This window comes from Klebsiella sp. PL-2018 (genome assembly GCF_019048985.1).
GTDB lineage: Bacteria > Pseudomonadota > Gammaproteobacteria > Enterobacterales > Enterobacteriaceae > Klebsiella > Klebsiella michiganensis.
In genome coordinates this window covers 1,381,973-1,400,420 of the sequence record NZ_CP077673.1, presented here as the reverse complement: position 1 = coordinate 1,400,420, position 18,448 = coordinate 1,381,973, and the positions used below count along the sequence as shown (strand labels likewise).

The window sequence follows — 18,448 nt, the reverse complement described above, 5'->3', positions numbered from 1 at the left end:
GCGCCTCCGTTTGATTAAAAACGAATCTTATGCCGCCCGGCGAGCGAGTGGGATAGCGTCGTGCCGTCAACCATCTCCAGCTCGCCGCCGACCGGTACGCCATGGGCGATACGGCTCGCGTCTACGCCATACTGCGCGCAGAGCTCGGCGATATAATTGGCCGTCGCCTCCCCTTCTACCGTTGGGTTGGTCGCGAGGATCACTTCCTGCATCGATTCGTCACGCAGACGCTGTTCCAGACGATCGAGCCCAATGTCATCCGGCCCGATACCGTCAAGCGGCGACAGGTGGCCCATCAGCACAAAGTAGCGACCGGAAAACTGCCCGGTCTGCTCGATAGCGTAGATATCCGCTGGGCTCTCTACCACGCAGATCTGGCCGTTTTCCTTGCGCCGAGGGTTGCTGCAAATATTGCACACCTCCTGCTCGGTGAAGGTACGGCAATCGGCGCAGTGGCCGATTTCCGACATCGCGCGCGTTAGCGCCTGCGCCAGGCGCATTCCGCCGCTGCGGTCGCGCTGCAGCAGGGTAAACGCCATGCGCTGCGCCGACTTCGGGCCGACGCCCGGCAGGCAGCGCAGTGCTTCCATAAGCTGCGTTAACAGCGGACTGGTCTGCATCAGAACGGCATCTTAAAGCCTGGCGGCAGCTGCATACCGGCGGACACGGACGCCATTTTTTCTTTCTGCGTCTCTTCGATGCGGCGTGCGGCGTCGTTAAACGCGGCAGCCACCAGATCTTCCAGCATCTCTTTGTCGTCTTCCAGCAGGCTCGGGTCGATCTCAACGCGACGGCAGTTGTGCGCGCCGTTGATGGTGACTTTTACCAGGCCTGCGCCGGATTCACCGGTCACTTCCAGCCGGGCCACTTCTTCCTGCATCTGCTGCATTTTTTCTTGCATCTGCTGGGCCTGCTTCATCAGGTTACCCAGACCGCCTTTTCCACCAAACATAGGCTTCTCTCTCAGTAAGTCATCGTTAAGGATGCTGACCGCAAGTCAGACTTGCAATCAAATGGGGCGAATACTCTCTTCATCCAGGTCCGCATCGAAGAATCGACGCAGCGTCTGAATGTTATTATCCGCAATAATCGCTTCACGCGCCTGCGCGAGCTTTTCTTCATAAATTGCCTGCCGCCACTCAAGCGGCGTGCGCATCGCGGGATTATCATCTTCCACGATGGTCAATTCAACCGGCGTACCGTACAAAATACCGAGCGCTTCCGCCAGCTTTTGCTGCGCGCCCGCCGAATTCAGGTGACGCTGGCTCGGACGCAGATGCAGGCAGACGCGATTGCCCTCCTGCTCTTTCCAGGCGTTCAGGGCGACCTGCTCCACCAGTTTGGGTACCGCAAGCCGGCTGACTTCCGCCGCCCAGCTATCGCGCTCGACCGCTTCGACTGCCAGCTTTGCCGCCAGTTCCGGCGTTTTTTCATGCTCCAGCGCTTTTTTCAGCGCCTTCGGCGTCGCCACTTCTTCTTTTACGGCTTCAACAACCGTCGTCGATTTCCAGCGATAGGCTTCCTTTTTCGCCGGCGCTTTCTCCAGCGCAGCCGCCGCCGGACGCGCCTGTACGCGTTCGGTAATTGAACTCAGTCGTTCCAGCGCAGCGTTATTCACCGGCCGCGCGCGGGAAGCGGCTGCCGGTTCACTCTTTTTTGGGGTGGGCGCTCCCTGGCTTCGCTGCAGCTGGCTGCGGGCCGCCAGCACCTGGCTGGTGGTCTGCGGCAAATTCGGCGGCGGCGACGGCGGCGCGGATGCCGGGACAGCCTGCTGGGCCGATGCGGTCTGAATAGCCTGCACCGGCGGCGCCTCCGGTTCCGGCAGCGGCATACGCGGATGGAAAGCCAGCGCACGCAGAAGCGTCATCTCGACGCCCATTCGTCTGTCCGGGGCGTACGGGAGCTCTTTGCGGCCAATCAGTAGCGTTTGATAGTACAGCTGAACATCGGTTGGCGGCACCGTCCGCGCCAGCTCGCGCATGCGCAGCTCAATCGCGGCCATATCCGTTCCCAGCGCCGACGGCGAGAGCTGAACCATCGCAATACGGTGCAGCAGGCTTTGCATTTCCACCAGCAAGGCCTCCCACTCCACGCCGCGGGCGGCAGCCTCATTGACGCCGGCCATGACCCGCTCGCCGTCGGCAGCCACCAGCGCCTCAATCAGCGAAAGCGCCTGATCGTCGTCAAGGGTGCCGAGCATGGTGCTGACGGATTCAGCCGTCAGGCGACCGTCGCCGCTGGCAATGGCCTGATCGGTCAGGCTTAACGCATCGCGCAGGCTACCGTCCGCCGCGCGCGACAGCAGCTGCAGCGCGCGCGGTTCAAAAGCGATCTGCTCGGCGCCGAGAATATGCTCCAGCTGATGGCGAATCTGCTCGACATCCAGCGCCTTAAGATGGAACTGCAGGCAGCGGGAAAGAATGGTCACCGGCAGCTTCTGCGGATCGGTCGTCGCCAGCAGAAATTTAACGTGCGCCGGCGGCTCCTCCAGCGTTTTTAACAACGCGTTGAAGCTGTGGCGCGAAAGCATATGGACTTCATCGATCAGATAGACCTTGAAGCGACCGCGGGCCGGCGCGTACTGGACGTTATCCAGCAGATCGCGGGTATCTTCGACTTTGGTGCGCGAGGCGGCATCGATCTCAATCAGATCGACAAAGCGCCCCTGTTCTATTTCACGGCAGTTATCGCAGACGCCGCACGGCGTGGCGGTAATGCCGGTTTCGCAGTTTAATCCTTTTGCCAACAGGCGCGCGATAGAGGTTTTACCGACTCCTCGGGTACCGGAAAAAAGATATGCGTGGTGAATGCGCCCTAACGACAAGCCGTTCGCCAGTGCGGTCAGCACATGTTCCTGGCCGACGACGTCAGCAAAGGTTTGTGGGCGCCATTTACGGGCTAAGACCTGATAACTCATGGGCTGGCTCTGAAACGCTGGAAGGTGAAATCACGAGGGGTCATGCTATCACAGCCCCGCTCAATCAGCGAGGCTATGTGGCGGGATTTGCTTAGTGGCCCGGGAAAGGGACCAGGCTATAGCAGTTGATTCCCAGTTTTTCCAGGCGCTGCTCGCCGCCCAGATCGAACAGATTAATAATAAAGGCCGCATCGTGCACTTCACCGCCCAGGCGACGAATAAGCTTCACGGTGGCGTCAATGGTGCCGCCGGTTGCCAGCAGATCGTCAACCACCAGGACTTTATCGCCTTCTTTGATCGCATCGACATGGATTTCCAGCTGATCGGTGCCGTACTCAAGCTCGTAGCTTTCTGCGATAGTTTCACGCGGCAGCTTACGCGGCTTGCGTACCGGAACAAAGCCTACGCCCAGCGCCAGCGCAACCGGTGCGCCAAATAAGAAGCCACGCGCCTCGGTGCCCACCACTTTGGTAATCCCCGCGTCTTTATAACGCTCGGCCAGCAGCTCAATGCTGAGCGCGTAGGCCTTCGGGTCTTCCAGCAAGCTGGTGACATCACGGAAAAGGATGCCAGGTTTCGGATAGTCCTGGATGCTTTGGATGCTGTTCTTCAGATATTCAAGCTGCTGTGCTGTTGCGGTCATAAGTGTATGCCTGATTAAAACGGTGTTACTCGCGGGCATGCCAAATGGGCCAAAGAAACTTTTGTTTAACCTTTGACCAGGCTTACCCGCGCTCGAAAACGCCAGAATTTACTGGCTGTCAGCGACAATTGCAACCATCATTATTGCGCATCAGTGCTTTTGTTGCTTTGCATCAACCACCGGAATGCGCCACATAAATATCAGCAGACAGGTCAGAATGATCAGCAGCAAGATGCGCACCCAGGTAAGATTAACCAGCCACAGCGAAATGGCAAAGGTCAGCAAAATCATCGCGACCGCCCGCGGCTTTGCGCCCGGCGGCATGGCGCGGTATTTCTGCCAGTGACGCAGGTAGCCGCCAAACCATGAGCGATACAAAAGCCAGTGGTGAAAGCGCGGCGACGAGCGCGCAAAGCACCAGGCGGCAAGCAGGATAAACGGCGTCGTCGGCAGTAGCGGTAAAAACACGCCCAGCGTTCCCAGCGCTACCGCCAGCCAGCCAATGATGATCAAAATAATACGTGGCATAATGCGAATCGTTATCACGAAGATAACGCTAATGTAGCACAGTTGCTTATCAGGGGATGGAGGAGTTATTTGAAAACCGCCCGGCTTTTACATTCACTGGAAAACCAGCTTGCGGAGCTGGCCGCTCAGGTGGCGCCCATGGCCAATCACGCGACCCTCAGCCCGCGCTTCGATCGTCAGCTGTTCCGTACCCGCAGCACGCAGATGCAGGCTTATCTCAATGAGGCCAGAGACGGCTTAACGGCGTTAAAACAGGCGGCCGAACGCCAGCAGCTTGCGCAGGTCGCCTGGCTGGCAGAACGTCTCGTTGCTCAAATCGCCGCGATTAACCGGGAAACGGCGACCTGGTCATTACGCGCCTGGGATAGCGCGTCGCCAACGCTTAGCCGCTGGCAGCGCCGACGTCTACAGCATCAGGAGTATGAACGGCGCCTGCTGGCCATGCGCAACGACCGACAGAGACGACTGGCGCAAGCCATAAGCCTTGATGACCAGCAGCGGCTGGCAAAGGAAGTTGAAGCCTATACCGGGCGTCTGGCCCGCTGTCGCGACGCGCTGGAAAAAATTGAAAACAGACTGGCCCGCTTAACGCGCTAACGGGAGGAAGAAGTATGTCGCTGGAAAATGCCCCTGACGAGGTCAAGCTGGCCGTCGATTTAATTATGCTGCTTGAGGAGAATAAAGTTCCTGCGCAAACCGTGCTAGCTGCGCTGGAAATTATCCGTCGAGACTATGAAAACAAAGTAAAAAGTGCGGAAGAGGCCTCGCAAAACGCACAGGAGTAGCCTGTTGGCGGATCGTTGGGGGTGGCAGAGTTGTCGCCTGCCCCTTACCACAACGGATAGATGCTCATGGAAAGATTCTCACGTACGCCGCACGATGCTATTTTTCGTCAAATGCTGGCCCAGAAAGAGGTCGCTCGCGATTTTTTACAGCTTTATCTTCCCGCGCAGTTTTTAAGTATCTGCGATCTCAATACGCTGCAGCTGGCTTCCGGCAGCTTTATCGAGGAAGACCTGCGATCCAGCTACTCCGACATTCTCTACTCCCTACAAACGCAGCACGGCGCGGGATATATCTACGCGCTGATTGAACATCAAAGCTCGCCGGATAAGCTGATGGCTTTTCGCCTGATGCGCTATACGCTGGCCGCCATGCAGCGCCACCTGGATGCCGGCCACAATACGCTGCCGCTGGTGGTCCCGATTCTGTTTTATCACGGCACCGTCAGCCCCTGGCCACATACGCTCAACTGGCTCCAGCTTTTTGACTATCCTGAGCTTGCCGGCGCGCTGTACGGCGGAGATTTTCCGCTGGTGGACCTGACCGTTATGCCAGATAATCATATCCTCCGCCACCAGCGTATGGCGATGCTGGAACTGTTGCAAAAGCATATCCGCCAGCGCGATCTGGCCGAACTGCAACCGATGCTGATTACGCTGCTGGCGCAAGGATATCTGACGGAAAACCAGATCAATATCCTCATCAGCTATATGTTGCAGGCGGGAACCTCGGAAAAACCCGGGCCCCTGATTCGCGAGCTGGCGAAGCAGTCGCCCAGGCACAAGGAGCTACTGATGACAATTGCCGAATGGCTGGAAGAGAAAGGCCGTAAAAAAGGTAGAAAAGAAGGCAGACAGGAAGGTTTGCAGGAAGGTTTGCAGGAGGGCCGTAGAGAAATCTCGCGCAGCATTGCCCTGAAAATGCTCGCCTGCGGGCTGGAGCCGAAGATGGTGATGGAACTGACCGGTCTGAGCCAGGAAGAACTCTCCTCGCTCAGCCATTAACATCTGCGGGGCGGATACCCACCGCCCCGTTATGCTTAGCTTATCGCCGGGGAGGCATCGTCGCCCTTATCCCGCTTCACCTCTGTCACTTCATCGCCCTTCTCATTGCGCAGATGCACCTCCAGCTGGTTAAAGGCGATGTCAATATTGTTCTCGCGGCACAAACGATCGATAGCGCGGTTAAGCTCATCCACCGCATAGCTGCGATCGCGAAGTTCACGCACGTACAGGCGCAGTTCATGATCGAGCGTGCTGGCGCCGAAGGTGGTAAAGAAGACCGAGGGCGCGGGCTCTTGCATCACTTTCGGATGCTCATGCGCGGCCTGGAGCAGCACTTCTTTAACCTTATCCAGGTCGGAACCATAGGCCACGCCAAGGCGGATGACCACGCGGGTGACGGTGTCGGAGAGCGACCAGTTGATCAAGCGTTCCGTCACGAAGGCCTTATTCGGGATAATGACCTCTTTACGGTCAAAATCGGTGATCGTCGTGGCGCGAATGCGGATTTTGCTGACGGTACCGGAGAAGGTACCAATGGTCACCGTATCGCCAATACGCACCGGGCGCTCAAAGAGAATAATCAGACCGGAAACAAAGTTACCGAAGATTTCCTGTAAGCCAAACCCTAAACCAACCGACAGGGCGGCCGCCAGCCACTGAAGTTTGTCCCATGAAACGCCCAACGAGCCAAATACCGTCATCGCGCCAATAACAATAATGGCGTAATTAAGGATGGTCGTAATTGCATACGACGCCCCCTGGCGCATATTGAGTCTCGATAGCACCAGCACTTCCAGCAGGCCCGGCAGGTTGCGGATTAACGCCCAGGCGACCATCGACGCGACAATCGCGAACAGCAGGCTGCCCATGGTGACGCTTTTCACGGCGCTGACGCCGGCTTCCGTACCGTTGTAATGCCACAGCGTAATACTGTCGAGATAGGCGAACACGGTGATCAGATCGGACCAAATCGCCCAGAACAGCACGGCAAACAGCGCAATCATCACCAGCATCGTAATACGCAGCGTTTGCTGGTTAACCTGCTCCAGGGCAATCGTCGGTTCTTCCTGGGGTTCGGCCCCTTCAGCGCCCTCTTTAACCAGATGCTGACGACGCGCCAGCGCACGGCGCCAGGCAATACGCCGGGCAGCCACGCTCAGGCCGCGCAGAACGGTCTGGTACAGCAGGTTCCACAGCATCACCAGGTAAACGGTTTCAATCCAGCGGCCGGCCAGACGCAGCGTCGTGTAGAAGTAGCCGGTTGCCGTCAGCACCATCAGGGCGATGGGCACAATCGATAGCACGGTGACGGTGATAAGGCGCAGGCTGTGGGACTCTTTATCACGCCAGCTCTCGCGGCACATCGGCAGAACAAGCACCGCAATCAGCAGCAGGTTGAGGAAAATAACAAACTGCCCGAGCACGTCATCCATCAGGTGCAGCGGCGACAGCTCCGACATCACCGACCAGAAATTGAGCGGCAGCAGCGCAAGGCTGACGCGGACAATCTGCCGCCGCCAGTGGCTGGTCAACTGCGACGGCATATTAAAGTGGCGCACCGCCACGCCGTCTTTTTCCAGCACCTTCCAGCACAGGCCAAACACCAGCCAGAACAGCGCCAGCTTCTTACTATAGGCCCACAGCAAATCGCTGATATTCAGCTGCATAGTCAGCAGAATCAGGCCAATGGCCAGAATCACCAGCACCACAGGCAGCGCGCGGATCAGATCGATAAGAATCGCTTTCGGCGTATGAAGCTGAGTGTCATTGCGCAGTTGCCCCACCTGTGAAGCCAGCTTCGCCTGATACGCTTTCAGCCAGTTAAGACGCCAGCGAATCAGACCGGCAATCAGCAGCAACGGCAGGCCGGCAAGGAAAGCGATAAATACCGCAGGCCAGGCTTTTTCCCAGTTTACGGTGATTTTCATCGCCTTAAACTGCCCTTTCAGCGCTTCCGGGAAGGCTTTAACCCACTCCCAGTCCATCGGACGGTTACTGTTTACCCAAAAAATCTGCTGCGTCAGAATGGCTTTCAGGTTGGTCGACACGCTCATTAACTGCTGCTGATTGATCTGCAGGTTAATGGCCATCATCAGCTGGTTACCCAGCTGTTTGTTGAACTGATCGAGCAGCTCCCGGCGCATATCAACGATTTCGAGAAGCGCGCTATGCACTTCGGCATTGACATCGCTGCTGTGCCCTTCCTCCAGCTTCGCGACGTACGCATCGCTCTGGAACAACGCATCGCGCTGCTGGTTAACCTCAAACTGTTCGAGGCGCAGGTCGGCGATGCGGTTCGTCATATCGCTCAGCTCCTCCGCAGAGGGCAGCGTTTGCTGCTGCTGATAAAGGATACGCGACAGCAGCAGGCTGCCTTTCAGCACGGAAATCTGCTCTTTTATGTCACGCTCGGATTGCAAAGCGCGATCGAGCCAGGTCTTCACTTTGATGTTGCGCTGAACCAGCTGATTACCATTTTCCGTCGCCGAAATCAGTCTTTCGCTAAGCTGGTGGTTAATCTCCAGCTCCTGCTTCACCAGCGGGTTTGCCTGAATACGCGCCGTTTCGTCCGGGGAAACCGCTTCCTGAGCCGTCTTTTCCGTCAGCGTCAGGCGCTTGCTATTCACCGCTTCCTGCAATAACTGAAGCTGGTGTTCAAGACGGTTGCTGTAGGCGGTGATGTAATCACGCTGCTTTTGCAGGGTATCCTGCAGGACCGTGTTACCTTCCAGGCTTTTGCGCTGCTGGTCTATCTGCGCATTCAGCAGAGCCTGCTGCGCCAGCAGCAAACTCTGCTGGGTAGGACGCAGCGTCTCCTCGCCCGTCGAGGTGCCATTCAGGCGGTTACGGATCTGCTGCAGCTGCTGCGAAGCGGAGTACATCGCATTCTGCACACGTTCCGGCTGGGTTTGTAGGGAGACTAACTGGCTGTTATAGGTTGCCAGATCGTTCTGCGCGTTTTGCAAATCGTCCAGCGTCTGAGAGACGCGCGATTCCAGCTGACGTAGCGATAACGTGCTCAACGTTTTACGCGTCGCCTCATCATCGGGAACATCGCTTAGCGCGTTGAGGCTATCGATAGCCTGATTCATTTTCGCTGGCGCCTGAGCCACCTGCTGACGCAGCTGCGTCGTTTCCGACTTAATGCGTTCGATTTTATCGAGGGTTTCCACGGTCTGGGTCAGGTCCTGCTGAACCAGCTTGTCCAGCGGAGTCAGCTCTTTTTGCTTATTCAGCGTCGTGAGCTGGCTTTGCACCTCGGAACGTTCGGGTAAGTCAGCCGCCAGCGCCGTGTTAACGCTAATACAGCCGATAAAAAACATCAGGGTAAGAACAAAAGCGGATATGGCGTTTCGCCAACGGATAGTATGCAGCATAGTGTTAACATGAGTGATTGCAAAAGCCGGAGAATACCGGGGATCGTCGCAGCGCGAAGAATAGCACTTCTGTTATCGCGCGAATAGCGGCGGACAGCAGGAAAAATACCCCTTTTGTCCGCGAGGATACTTAAGCTTCCGCGCCTTCAGAACTGCGCAGAGAGGGGCACAATTGATACATTTCAAGCAGCGTTTCGACGTATGCCCGCGCTTCATGCTGCAGATCGAAAGCGTTGGGCGCCAGCAGCCAGTTCTCCATCAGGCCAGAAAGATAGCTGCGCATTAAAATCGCCGCCCGCCGGGTGAGTAAATTGGCGGGCAGCATCTTCGCCGCAATGCACTCGTTTAATGTCTGCTCGATACGATCGTAGCTCTCAAGGCATAAACTTCGCTGCGCTTCTTGCAGCGTGACCATCTCTCCGACGAACTCGCATTTATGGAAAATGATTTCCATCATCAAGCGCCTGCGTTTTTCTGTCACCGTTGCTTCAAGGATATACACTAAGATCTCTCTGACAACTGACAGTGGATCGTTGGGGAATTTTGCCCGATACTCAACTTCGAGATCGTTGATGTTGGCTTCTGAAAGCACCCATATTTCATTAAATAAATCTGATTTATTTTTGAAATGCCAATAGATAGCGCCCCTCGTCACACCGGCCTCTTTTGCAATTGCGGCCAGCGAGGTGGATGATACGCCTTGCTGCGAAAACAGACGCAGAGCAACATCCAGAATATGTTGCCGGGTCTCAAGCGCCTGTTGTTTGGTTTTTCGTGCCATAGGTCGATGAGTTTACAGAGGTTACGTTTACATACATTTGTGAATGTATGTACCATAGCATGACCATAATAGAAACACAGCAGTGGGTTTGTGGTCGATTGAGCCACTGAACAATTTGAAATTGGACACTCGAGGTTTACATATGAACAAAAACAGAGGGTTAACGCCTCTGGCGGTCGTTCTGATGCTCTCAGGCAGCTTAGCGCTAACAGGATGTGACGACAAACCGGCTCAGCAAGGAGCCCAACAAATGCCGGAAGTCGGTATTGTGACGCTCAAATCCGCTCCTCTACAAATTACTACCGAACTGCCAGGCCGTACCAGCGCCTATCGCGTTGCGGAAGTTCGTCCTCAGGTCAGTGGCATTATTCTTAAACGTAACTTCACCGAAGGGAGCGATATCCAGGCAGGGGTGTCTCTTTATCAAATCGATCCGGCGACCTATCAGGCCACTTATGAAAGCGCGAAAGGCGATTTAGCCAAAGCGCAGGCCGCGGCAAATATGGATCAGCTGACGGTTAAACGTTATCAGAAACTGTTAGGCACTAAGTACATCAGTCAACAGGATTACGATACTGCCGTCGCGACCGCGCAACAGAGCAACGCTGCCGTGGTTGCCGCCAAAGCAGCGGTTGAAACCGCGCGCATTAATCTGGCCTACACCAAAGTCACCTCGCCAATCTCAGGCCGCATTGGTAAATCCGCGGTCACGGAAGGTGCTCTGGTGCAAAACGGCCAAACCACCGCCCTGGCGACCGTGCAACAGCTGGATCCTATCTATGTTGACGTGACGCAATCGAGCAACGATTTCCTGCGTCTGAAACAAGAGCTGGCCAACGGCAAGCTGCAGCAGGAAAACGGTAAAGCGAAGGTTGAGCTGGTGACGAACGACGGTCTGAAATACCCGCAGAACGGTACGCTGGAGTTTTCTGACGTCACCGTTGATCAGACCACCGGTTCTATCACGCTGCGCGCCATTTTCCCGAACCCGGATCACACTCTGCTGCCGGGGATGTTCGTCCGCGCGCGTCTGGAAGAAGGCGTCAACCCGGATGCGCTGCTGGTTCCTCAGCAGGGCGTAACCCGCACCCCGCGCGGCGATGCCAGCGCGATGGTCGTCGGCGAAGGTGATAAAGTCGAAGTTCGCCAGATTACCGCCACTCAGGCTATTGGTGATAAATGGCTGGTCACCGAAGGGCTGAAAACGGGCGATCGCGTCATCATCACCGGTCTGCAAAAAGTCAGACCAGGCGTGCAGGTAAAAGCGCAGGAAGTCGTTTCTGACGATAAACAGCAAGCCGCAGGCAACGCTCAGTCAGAACAACCCAAGTCTTAACTTAAACAGGAGCCGTTAAGACATGCCTAATTTCTTTATCGATCGCCCCATATTTGCGTGGGTGATCGCCATTATCATCATGCTGGCTGGGGGGTTATCGATCCTCAAGTTGCCGATAGCGCAATATCCGACGATTGCGCCGCCGGCAATTTCCATTACAGCCATGTACCCCGGTGCCGATGCTGAAACCGTGCAGAACACCGTGACCCAGGTTATCGAACAGAACATGAACGGTATCGATCACCTGATGTACATGTCTTCTAATGGCGACTCCACCGGTACAGCAACCATCACCCTCACCTTTGAATCCGGTACCGATCCGGATATCGCCCAGGTACAGGTTCAGAACAAGCTGGCGCTGGCAACGCCGCTGCTGCCGCAAGAAGTTCAGCAGCAGGGTATTAGCGTTGAAAAGGCATCCAGCAGCTTCCTGATGGTTGTCGGCGTTATCAATACCAACGGCACCATGAATCAGGATGACATTTCTGACTATGTTGCCGCCAACATGAAGGATTCGATTAGCCGTACCAGCGGCGTCGGTGACGTACAGCTGTTCGGTTCCCAGTACGCGATGCGTATCTGGATGGATCCGAACAAGCTTAATAACTTCCAGCTGACGCCGGTTGACGTGATCAGCGCCCTGAAAGCGCAGAACGCCCAGGTCGCAGCCGGACAGTTAGGCGGTACTCCACCGGTGAAAGGTCAGCAGCTGAACGCCTCCATCGTGGCGCAGACCCGTCTGACCAATACTGAAGAGTTCGGCAACATTCTGCTGAAGGTTAACCAGGATGGTTCCCAGGTGCGTCTGCGCGATGTCGCGAAGATTGAGCTGGGTGGCGAAAGCTACGACGTCGTTGCGAAGTTTAACGGTCAGCCCGCGTCCGGTCTGGGTATTAAGCTCGCGACCGGCGCGAACGCGCTGGATACCGCCAACGCCATTCGTGCCGAACTGAAGAAAATGGAACCTTTCTTCCCGTCAGGCCTGAAGATTGTTTACCCGTATGACACCACCCCCTTCGTGCAGATCTCCATTCACGAAGTGGTGAAAACGCTGGTTGAAGCCATCATTCTGGTGTTCCTGGTGATGTACCTGTTCCTGCAGAACTTCCGCGCAACGCTGATTCCGACTATCGCCGTGCCGGTCGTACTGCTGGGGACGTTCGCTATCCTCGCGCTGTTCGGCTTCTCGATAAACACCCTCACCATGTTTGGTATGGTGCTCGCCATAGGCCTGCTCGTGGATGATGCCATCGTTGTGGTAGAAAACGTCGAGCGTGTAATGGCCGAGGAAGGGCTACCGCCGAAGGAAGCTACGCGTAAATCAATGGGCCAGATTCAGGGCGCGCTGGTGGGTATCGCGATGGTGCTTTCCGCGGTATTTATCCCGATGGCCTTCTTCGGCGGTTCTACCGGTGCGATTTACCGTCAGTTCTCGATCACTATCGTTTCCGCGATGGCGCTGTCGGTACTGGTGGCACTGATTCTGACCCCGGCGCTCTGCGCCACGATGCTGAAACCCATCCAGAAAGGCAGCCATGGCGCCACCACCGGCTTCTTCGGTTGGTTTAACCGCATGTTCGATAAGAGCACGCATCACTACACCGATAGCGTAGGCAACATCCTGCGCAGTACCGGTCGTTATCTGGTGCTGTACCTGATCATCGTGGTAGGCATGGCCTGGCTGTTCGTTCGTCTGCCAAGTTCGTTCCTGCCGGACGAAGACCAGGGCGTTTTCCTGAGCATGGCGCAGCTGCCTGCTGGCGCAACTCAGGAGCGTACTCAGAAAGTTCTGGATGAGATGACCGACTACTATCTCACCAAAGAGAAAAACAACGTTGAATCGGTATTCGCCGTAAACGGCTTTGGTTTCGCGGGTCGTGGGCAAAACACCGGTATCGCGTTCGTTTCTCTGAAGGACTGGAGCCAGCGTCCGGGCGAAGAGAACAAAGTTGAGGCGATTACCGGTCGCGCAATGGGGTATTTCTCGCAGATTAAAGACGCAATGGTCTTCGCCTTTAACCTGCCGGCAATTGTTGAACTGGGTACCGCAACGGGCTTTGACTTCCAGCTTATCGACCAGGCGGGACTGGGCCATGAAAAACTGACCCAGGCACGTAACCAGCTCTTTGGTATGGTCGCGCAGCATCCTGACGTCTTAACCGGCGTGCGTCCAAACGGACTGGAAGATACTCCGCAGTTTAAAGTGGATATCGATCAGGAAAAAGCGCAGGCTCTCGGCGTGTCTATCAGCGACATTAACACGACGCTTGGCGCAGCATGGGGTGGTAGCTACGTCAACGACTTCATTGACCGCGGTCGCGTGAAGAAAGTGTATATCATGTCTGAAGCGAAATACCGTATGCTGCCGGAAGATATCGGCAACTGGTACGTACGCGGCAGCGATGGACAGATGGTGCCCTTCTCCGCCTTCTCGACTTCACGCTGGGAATACGGCTCGCCGCGTCTGGAGCGTTACAACGGTCTGCCATCAATGGAAATCCTCGGCCAGGCGACACCGGGCAAGAGTACCGGTGAAGCGATGAACCTGATGGAAGAGCTGGCGGGTAAACTGCCTGCGGGTATTGGCTATGACTGGACCGGTATGTCTTATCAGGAACGGTTGTCAGGCAACCAGGCACCAGCGCTGTACGCTATCTCGCTGATTGTCGTCTTCCTGTGCCTGGCGGCGCTGTATGAAAGCTGGTCGATTCCGTTCTCGGTCATGCTGGTTGTTCCGCTGGGGGTTGTGGGTGCGCTGCTGGCGGCTACCTTCCGTGGATTAACCAACGACGTCTACTTCCAGGTTGGTCTGCTGACCACCATCGGCCTGTCGGCGAAGAACGCGATACTTATCGTTGAATTCGCCAAGGACCTGATGGATAAAGAGGGCAAAGGCCTGATCGAAGCCACGCTGGAAGCCGTTCGTATGCGTCTGCGTCCGATTCTGATGACCTCGCTGGCGTTCATCCTTGGGGTCATGCCGCTGGTTATCAGCTCCGGCGCAGGCTCCGGCGCGCAGAACGCCGTCGGTACTGGCGTAATGGGTGGGATGGTGACCGCGACGGTGCTGGCGATTTTCTTCGTGCCGGTGTTCTTCGTGGTGGTTCGCCGCCGCTTTAGTAAGAAAAATGAGGATATTGAGCACAGCCATCCGGTTGAGCATCATTAATCTCTCTCCTCTCAGGGCCGCATTTGCGGCCCTTTTCTTTTGTTCCTCGTTAAAACGCACGGATTGTTATTGTCTAATTTATAAGCTGAGATATAATATTTAATGATGAGTCGCGGTGCTTATCTCCATTTTTTTTCCACAATTTCTTTCCCGCGCCCCTAACTCAGAATATTCTTAATCACTGATTTTATGTATGGTTGTCTCTCTATAACGGCTAAACGCGTCGGCTAACCTGATGAAATATAAGGTCAGTATTCGTTTTTTCCGATCGGGGTAACGGCACGATATAATAAAGTCCGAGGCATTGAAGATAAAAGGACGCTGATAATTGTAATTTTTCGTAATAGCACGATGAAATCTTTTTAAGAGTGGATTATAGTTAAACAGCAAGATTACAATGTATGTGTCAGGTCTGTTAGTCGTGTTCATCCCACAACGGTGTCGATAATCGTCGTTTAAACCACTCAAAAGGGGATGCGTTATGGACGAATACTCGCCAAAAAGACATGATATTGCGCAGCTTAAATTTCTCTGCGAAACCCTGTATCATGACTGTCTTGCAAACCTGGAAGAGAGCAACCACGGCTGGGTTAATGACCCGACCTCGGCTGTCAATCTTCAACTTAATGAATTGATCGAGCACATTGCCGCGTTCGCACTTAATTATAAAATTAAGTACGCAGAGGATAATAAGCTGATTACCCAGATTGATGAATATCTGGATGACACTTTCGTCTTGTTCAGCAACTACGGCATTAACAGCGCAGATCTGCAGAAATGGCGTAAATCTGGCAATCGGTTATTCCGCTGCTTTGTCAACGCCTGTCGGGAAAACCCGGCCAGTCTTTCTTGTTAGTATTATTACAATCAAAAGGTGAATTTATGTCTGATAAAACATTAACCAAAATAGACTATTTGATGCGTTTACGACGCTGTCAGACAATTGATACGCTGGAGCGCGTAATTGAAAAAAATAAATATGAACTTTCCGATAATGAACTGGCGGTATTTTACTCAGCGGCCGACCATCGTCTTGCTGAGCTGACGATGAATAAACTGTATGACAAGATCCCCCCTTCAGTCTGGAAATTTATCCGCTAGTTTATTTCAAATGAAAGTCATACATCTCGTGCCAAAAACGCCCCTCTCTCGTGATGATAATAAGTGTGACAGTGCTCACAGATGTTGGCTCAATGCGAATATGAAACCGGTTTCTTTTTTATACTATGGCGGCCTAACGATAAGGAAATAAGGAAAGCCTCCATGAGCGAAGAGAAACAAAAAATGATTGCCGGCGAACTGTATCTGGCAGGTGACGCCACGTTGAAAGCCGATCGTCTGCGGGCCAGACAGCTGCTGCACCGCTACAATCATTCGGCGCCTGAAGAACGTGAATTAAGAAACGCATTACTTTCTGAACTGCTTGGGCACGCGAGTGACGCGTATATCGAACCCACATTTCGCTGTGACTATGGCTACAATATCTTCCTCGGCAAAAATTTCTACGCTAACTTTGATTGCGTCATGCTTGACGTCTGTCCGATTCATATTGGCGATAACTGCATGCTGGCGCCGGGCGTGCATATTTATACCGCTACGCATCCCCTTGACCCTGTCGACCGCAACAGTGGTCAAGAGTACGGAAAACCCGTCACCATTGGCCACAATGTGTGGATTGGCGGCCGGGCAGTGATTAATCCAGGCGTCACTATCGGCAATAATGCCGTGGTGGCGTCGGGGGCCGTCGTAGTAAAAAATGTGCCGGCCAACGCCGTCGTTGGCGGAAACCCGGCACGGATAATCAAAATGCTGGAGAGCGAAAAACGGTAACTGTTATGCTTTTCTGCAACCAATCTGTTACTTTCCCCATGGATTTACGCAACATAAAATAGCCTTCAGGCTGAGCCCGGTTTGTCACGCCTGGATACGGGCTCATGGCAGAATTTGGGGAATAAGATGACAGAAATACAGCTGCTGCTGAAGAGCACCATTGATGAGCTTAATGTGAAAGAGAAGCGCGACAACCGTCCGCGCTTTAGCATTAGCTTTATTCGCAACCATCCATGGCTTTTTGTCGCCATGTACGCGGCTTTCCTGGCCACGCTTATTGTGATGCTACGTTCCGAAACGCTGGTAGATTCTGTCTGGCTGTTAATTGTGTTATTTGTTCTGCTAAACGGTTTCTTCTTCTTCGACGTCTACCCGCGCTATCGTTATGAAGATATTGACGTTCTTGATTTCCGCGTGTGCTACAACGGTGAGTGGTACAACACCCGATTTGTCCCTGACCAGCTGCTTGAACGCATCCTGCAATCGCCACGCGTCGGCGGCGAACAAAAGGCGCAGCTACAAAAAATGATCGCCACCAAAGGCGAACTCTCCTTTTACGATGTGTTTTCTCTTACCCGCGTCGGTCCAGCGCAATAAGACGGTTCAGCGTCCGTACCGCAGCCATAAAATGCGAGGCGGACGTATTACCGTAGCCCAGAACAAAGCCGCTTCGCGCCGTTTTTACATCGAGGTAAAAACGGCTTAACGCCCCGGGTGCCAGCTGAAACCGCCGGGCCTGCTGCACAATCGCCAGGTCATCCACGTTGTCGATAGCAACGGTCAGGTGCAGGCCCCCCTCGCCGCCAAACAGTTCATAAGGATGCCTGAGCTCTTGAGCCAGAATCTCCCGCAGCTGCTGCTGACGTTTACGGTATAAACGGCGCATGGCGGCTAAATGACGTGCGTAGTGCCCCTCCTCAATGAACAACGCCAGCGCCCTCTGTTCGGCCCGATGGCCGCCGCGTAATAGCGAACCAATGGCGCCACGTGCGGCCTCCGCCAGCGCGGGAGGCATCACCATAAAGCCAATGCGCAGTGCCGGAAATAGCGTTTTGCTGAATGTCCCCAGATAAACCACCGGCGCCTGCCTGGCCATCCCCAGCATGGCCGGAATGGGCTCACCGCTGTAGCGAAACTCGCTGTCGTAATCATCTTCAATAATCCAAGAATCATGCCGTCGGGCATACTCCAGTAGCGCCAGTCGCCTCCCGGCGCTCATCACTGCCCCGCAGGGGTATTGATGGGAAGGTGAAGTAAAGATCAATCGCGGCACTTCACTATCATTATGACTATCAAAACGCATCCCTTCATGATCAACCGGCACGCCCTCTATATGAAGTCCGGATTTGAGAAAGATGCTTTTTGCTCCCGGATAGCCGGGTTCTTCTACCCATGCCGTATCGCCAGCGACGCTCAGCAAATGCGTGCATAAATCGACGCCTTCCAGCGCACCTTCCGTAATCACAATCTGGCTGGCTTCACAGCGGATCCCCCGCGAGAGCGCAAGGTGGCGGGCAATGGCTTTTCGCAGTACGAGCTCTCCCTGCGCATCGCCGTAGTCCAATAATGCGCTTCCCTCTTCACGCAGTACGCGATCCAGGAGCCGGCGCCAGATGGAAAGCGGAAAGTAGTTAACCGCAGGCATTCCCGGCGTAAAGAGCAGCGTGGGTGAATCACGATGGATTGCCGCTGGTAATCCCTGTAAGTATTCAGGGAGCACAATATGGCGCGCCTCAACGTCCCCCTCTCCCTGAGTTCCTAAAGGCGCGACGGACGTCCCCTGGCGGCCACGTAATAAATACCCCTCTATCGCCAGTTGCTCCAGCGCGCCGTTGACGGTGTTGCGCGACAGTCCCAGACGCTGGGCCATGGTGCGCGAGCCGGGTAAACGGCTATCACCTGCCAGCGCCCCCTGCAAAATCGCCTCGCGTAGTGTCTGATAGAGCGTACGCTGCAGGGTTCCACCTCCCCTGCCGCGCAGGGCCTGCTCCAGTAAAGCAAAAAAAGCATCATCCGGAATATTCATCATCGCTCCTCGTGGCACCCTAAAAACATACTCCTGTGGCTCTTTTTATGGAAC

The 18,448-nt window shown here is 54.9% G+C and carries 18 protein-coding genes and 1 other annotated feature; of the genes, 9 read left to right on the top strand and 9 right to left on the bottom strand.

All coding sequences use genetic code 11. The annotated features are described in order from the left end of the window. Positions 1-14: 14 nt before the first annotated feature. The 5 genes from recR to MKleb_RS06520 all read right to left on the bottom strand — a co-directional run bounded on the left by recR (position 15) and on the right by MKleb_RS06520 (position 4,088). A complete protein-coding gene (gene recR / locus MKleb_RS06540; protein ID WP_004129946.1) occupies positions 15-620 on the bottom strand; it encodes a recombination mediator RecR in 606 nt (201 codons plus the stop codon). After that, positions 620-952, bottom strand: coding sequence for a YbaB/EbfC family nucleoid-associated protein (locus tag MKleb_RS06535; RefSeq protein WP_004099673.1), 333 nt, complete (start codon positions 950-952; stop codon positions 620-622). The genes recR and MKleb_RS06535 overlap by 1 nt, the downstream gene beginning before the upstream one ends. Positions 953-1,009: 57 nt before the next feature. After that, on the bottom strand, positions 1,010-2,917 hold the full coding sequence (gene dnaX, locus MKleb_RS06530; protein ID WP_025107142.1) for a DNA polymerase III subunit gamma/tau: 1,908 nt from the start codon (positions 2,915-2,917) through the stop codon (positions 1,010-1,012). Further along, positions 1,613-1,677, bottom strand: a sequence feature (DnaX frameshifting element). (Overlaps the previous gene by 65 nt.) A gap of 91 nt (positions 2,918-3,008) precedes the next feature. Beyond that, a complete protein-coding gene (gene apt, locus MKleb_RS06525; protein WP_004099669.1) occupies positions 3,009-3,560 on the bottom strand; it encodes an adenine phosphoribosyltransferase in 552 nt (183 codons plus the stop codon). Between the two features lie 150 nt (positions 3,561-3,710). Then, the gene (locus MKleb_RS06520) at positions 3,711-4,088 is read right to left on the bottom strand and encodes a DUF454 family protein (RefSeq protein WP_004848353.1); all 378 of its coding nucleotides are present in this window, start codon (positions 4,086-4,088) and stop codon (positions 3,711-3,713) included. 69 nt (positions 4,089-4,157) lie between these two features. Between MKleb_RS06520 and priC the strand changes: the two genes are divergently transcribed. The 3 genes from priC to MKleb_RS06505 all read left to right on the top strand — a co-directional run bounded on the left by priC (position 4,158) and on the right by MKleb_RS06505 (position 5,875). Further along, positions 4,158-4,685: a primosomal replication protein N'' gene (gene priC / locus MKleb_RS06515; RefSeq protein ID WP_025107143.1), complete on the top strand. Its 528-nt coding sequence runs from the start codon at positions 4,158-4,160 to the stop codon at positions 4,683-4,685. A gap of 14 nt (positions 4,686-4,699) precedes the next feature. Continuing rightward, entirely contained in the window at positions 4,700-4,873 is a 174-nt protein-coding gene (gene rsmS / locus MKleb_RS06510; RefSeq protein ID WP_014228211.1) for a pleiotropic regulatory protein RsmS, read from the top strand. Positions 4,874-4,939: 66 nt separating this feature from the next. Beyond that, positions 4,940-5,875 (top strand): Rpn family recombination-promoting nuclease/putative transposase, encoded by a 936-nt coding sequence (locus MKleb_RS06505; RefSeq protein ID WP_014837608.1) that lies wholly within the window; start codon positions 4,940-4,942, stop codon positions 5,873-5,875. A gap of 35 nt (positions 5,876-5,910) precedes the next feature. On the opposite strand, the gene mscK is transcribed toward MKleb_RS06505, so the two are convergent. Together mscK and acrR are read right to left on the bottom strand one after the other, a co-directional pair. Beyond that, the gene (gene mscK, locus MKleb_RS06500; protein WP_025107144.1) at positions 5,911-9,252 is read right to left on the bottom strand and encodes a mechanosensitive channel MscK; all 3,342 of its coding nucleotides are present in this window, start codon (positions 9,250-9,252) and stop codon (positions 5,911-5,913) included. Between the two features lie 130 nt (positions 9,253-9,382). After that, positions 9,383-10,033 (bottom strand): multidrug efflux transporter transcriptional repressor AcrR, encoded by a 651-nt coding sequence (acrR, locus tag MKleb_RS06495; RefSeq protein WP_014228208.1) that lies wholly within the window; start codon positions 10,031-10,033, stop codon positions 9,383-9,385. 142 nt (positions 10,034-10,175) lie between these two features. Between acrR and acrA the strand changes: the two genes are divergently transcribed. The 5 genes from acrA (at position 10,176) to maa (ending at position 16,368) form a co-directional block, all read left to right on the top strand. Next, entirely contained in the window at positions 10,176-11,369 is a 1,194-nt protein-coding gene (gene acrA, locus MKleb_RS06490; RefSeq protein ID WP_004136054.1) for a multidrug efflux RND transporter periplasmic adaptor subunit AcrA, read from the top strand. 22 nt (positions 11,370-11,391) lie between these two features. After that, on the top strand, positions 11,392-14,538 hold the full coding sequence (acrB, locus tag MKleb_RS06485; RefSeq protein ID WP_014228207.1) for a multidrug efflux RND transporter permease subunit AcrB: 3,147 nt from the start codon (positions 11,392-11,394) through the stop codon (positions 14,536-14,538). Between the two features lie 481 nt (positions 14,539-15,019). Next, positions 15,020-15,394, top strand: coding sequence for an Hha toxicity modulator TomB (tomB, locus tag MKleb_RS06480; protein ID WP_025107145.1), 375 nt, complete (start codon positions 15,020-15,022; stop codon positions 15,392-15,394). Between the two features lie 26 nt (positions 15,395-15,420). Further along, positions 15,421-15,639, top strand: coding sequence for an HHA domain-containing protein (locus MKleb_RS06475; RefSeq protein WP_004099646.1), 219 nt, complete (start codon positions 15,421-15,423; stop codon positions 15,637-15,639). Between the two features lie 162 nt (positions 15,640-15,801). After that, on the top strand, positions 15,802-16,368 hold the full coding sequence (gene maa / locus MKleb_RS06470; protein WP_025107146.1) for a maltose O-acetyltransferase: 567 nt from the start codon (positions 15,802-15,804) through the stop codon (positions 16,366-16,368). On the opposite strand, the gene MKleb_RS29865 is transcribed toward maa, so the two are convergent. Further along, positions 16,340-16,474, bottom strand: coding sequence for a hypothetical protein (locus MKleb_RS29865; protein WP_223226764.1), 135 nt, complete (start codon positions 16,472-16,474; stop codon positions 16,340-16,342). The two genes, maa and MKleb_RS29865, sit on opposite strands and share 29 nt — an antisense overlap. A gap of 20 nt (positions 16,475-16,494) precedes the next feature. On the opposite strand from MKleb_RS29865, the gene MKleb_RS06465 reads away from it, so the two are divergent. Then, positions 16,495-16,965 carry a YlaC family protein gene (locus tag MKleb_RS06465; protein ID WP_004848329.1) on the top strand — a complete coding sequence of 157 codons (471 nt, stop codon included), beginning with the start codon at positions 16,495-16,497 and terminating at the stop codon, positions 16,963-16,965. On the opposite strand, the gene MKleb_RS06460 is transcribed toward MKleb_RS06465, so the two are convergent. Further along, positions 16,940-18,394 carry a MocR-like pyridoxine biosynthesis transcription factor PdxR gene (locus MKleb_RS06460; protein WP_217076747.1) on the bottom strand — a complete coding sequence of 485 codons (1,455 nt, stop codon included), beginning with the start codon at positions 18,392-18,394 and terminating at the stop codon, positions 16,940-16,942. The genes MKleb_RS06465 and MKleb_RS06460 overlap by 26 nt on opposite strands. Between the last annotated feature and the right edge of the window lie 54 nt (positions 18,395-18,448).

Bases quoted from the DNA above. Each gene is read 5' to 3' on its own strand.
- recR (WP_004129946.1), bottom strand. From the start codon at position 620: ATGCAGACCAGTCCGCTGTTAACGCAGCTTATGGAAGCACTGCGCTGC.
- MKleb_RS06535 (WP_004099673.1), bottom strand. From the start codon at position 952: ATGTTTGGTGGAAAAGGCGGTCTGGGTAACCTGATGAAGCAGGCCCAG.
- dnaX (WP_025107142.1), bottom strand. From the start codon at position 2,917: ATGAGTTATCAGGTCTTAGCCCGTAAATGGCGCCCACAAACCTTTGCT.
- apt (WP_004099669.1), bottom strand. From the start codon at position 3,560: ATGACCGCAACAGCACAGCAGCTTGAATATCTGAAGAACAGCATCCAA.
- MKleb_RS06520 (WP_004848353.1), bottom strand. From the start codon at position 4,088: ATGCCACGTATTATTTTGATCATCATTGGCTGGCTGGCGGTAGCGCTG.
- rsmS (WP_014228211.1), top strand. From the start codon at position 4,700: ATGTCGCTGGAAAATGCCCCTGACGAGGTCAAGCTGGCCGTCGATTTA.
- MKleb_RS06505 (WP_014837608.1), top strand. From the start codon at position 4,940: ATGGAAAGATTCTCACGTACGCCGCACGATGCTATTTTTCGTCAAATG.
- mscK (WP_025107144.1), bottom strand. From the start codon at position 9,252: ATGCTGCATACTATCCGTTGGCGAAACGCCATATCCGCTTTTGTTCTT.
- acrR (WP_014228208.1), bottom strand. From the start codon at position 10,033: ATGGCACGAAAAACCAAACAACAGGCGCTTGAGACCCGGCAACATATT.
- acrA (WP_004136054.1), top strand. From the start codon at position 10,176: ATGAACAAAAACAGAGGGTTAACGCCTCTGGCGGTCGTTCTGATGCTC.
- acrB (WP_014228207.1), top strand. From the start codon at position 11,392: ATGCCTAATTTCTTTATCGATCGCCCCATATTTGCGTGGGTGATCGCC.
- tomB (WP_025107145.1), top strand. From the start codon at position 15,020: ATGGACGAATACTCGCCAAAAAGACATGATATTGCGCAGCTTAAATTT.
- MKleb_RS06475 (WP_004099646.1), top strand. From the start codon at position 15,421: ATGTCTGATAAAACATTAACCAAAATAGACTATTTGATGCGTTTACGA.
- maa (WP_025107146.1), top strand. From the start codon at position 15,802: ATGAGCGAAGAGAAACAAAAAATGATTGCCGGCGAACTGTATCTGGCA.
- MKleb_RS29865 (WP_223226764.1), bottom strand. From the start codon at position 16,474: ATGAGCCCGTATCCAGGCGTGACAAACCGGGCTCAGCCTGAAGGCTAT.
- MKleb_RS06465 (WP_004848329.1), top strand. From the start codon at position 16,495: ATGACAGAAATACAGCTGCTGCTGAAGAGCACCATTGATGAGCTTAAT.
- MKleb_RS06460 (WP_217076747.1), bottom strand. From the start codon at position 18,394: ATGAATATTCCGGATGATGCTTTTTTTGCTTTACTGGAGCAGGCCCTG.